Origin of the sequence: Colwellia sp. MB3u-4 (assembly GCF_014077065.1) — a bacterium.
GTDB lineage: Bacteria > Pseudomonadota > Gammaproteobacteria > Enterobacterales > Alteromonadaceae > Cognaticolwellia.
In genome coordinates this window covers 1-1,057 of the sequence record NZ_JACGVE010000061.1, presented here as the reverse complement: position 1 = coordinate 1,057, position 1,057 = coordinate 1, and the positions used below count along the sequence as shown (strand labels likewise).

General features: G+C 42.4%; 1 protein-coding gene. It reads left to right on the top strand.

From position 1 onward, the window contains the following. Positions 1 to 74 precede the first annotated feature (74 nt). The coding region (locus H4J61_RS02315) for a transposase (protein WP_182183316.1) at positions 75 to 1,057 on the top strand (983 nt) is incomplete at its 3' end.

Genomic DNA, 1,057 nt, shown 5'->3' with positions numbered 1-1,057 from the left:
TTGGTTGTTTTTTAAGCTTGAACTCCGTTTTCGTCTGTGATCTAATAGATATTATTCACCAATAGCAAAATATCATGGCGAACTATAAACCTGATCTATCCTGTCAAAGTAAGTTCATTCCCATCGATTTCTCTCAACAAATAATCCCTGGTACTTTTGAATATGCGCTTGCGCATATTATTGATAATCATCTTGATTTATCGGGCTTTGAACAGTGGTATCAAAACGATAAAGGCGGCGCAGCCGCCTATTCACCGTCTGTGATGCTAAAAATAATCCTTTTTGGTTATTCTCGTGGTTTTATCAGCAGCCGCCGCATTGCCAACGCCTGTGAAACCAATATTACCTTTATGAGTTTATCGGGTGACGTTCAGCCACATTACACCTCCATTGCCGCATTCGTCGCGCGAATGAAAGACCAAATTGAACCACTATTTACCCAAGTATTAATGATATGCGATAAAGAAGGCCTCATTGGTCGTCATATGTTTGCCATTGATGGCTGTAAGATAAAATCGAATGCGAGTAAGGAGTACAGTGGCACGTTTGAAGAGCTAATACGCAAGGAAGCGAAGTTACGTAGCGCTAGCCAACGCATATTAGCGAGGCATCAAGCACAGGATGGGCTAAGTGAAGACGAAGTCAGTCATGACTTAAAGCAAAAAGAGAAGCTTGATAACAGCGCCACCAAAATCAGCGAGTTTCTTGCCACTCACAAAGAAAAAAAAGGCAGTAGAGGCAAGCCCGTTAAAAGTAATATCACCGATAATGACAGCGCTAAAATGACCACCAGCAAAGGCACTATCCAAGGCTATAACGGTATTGCCATTAACGATGACAAACATCAAATTATTCTGCAAGCTCAAACGTGGGGAAGTGTTGGCGAACAACAAACCTTGAAACCGGCGATAGAGCAGCTCAAAAGTCAATTGGAAAAGCTAGGCACACCTAAAGCTTTTGAAACCGCTAAATTCACCGCTGACAGTGGTTTTCATAGCGAGGATAATCTTGAATACATGGCGACAACCGGGCTAGACAGTTACATGGCGGATACACA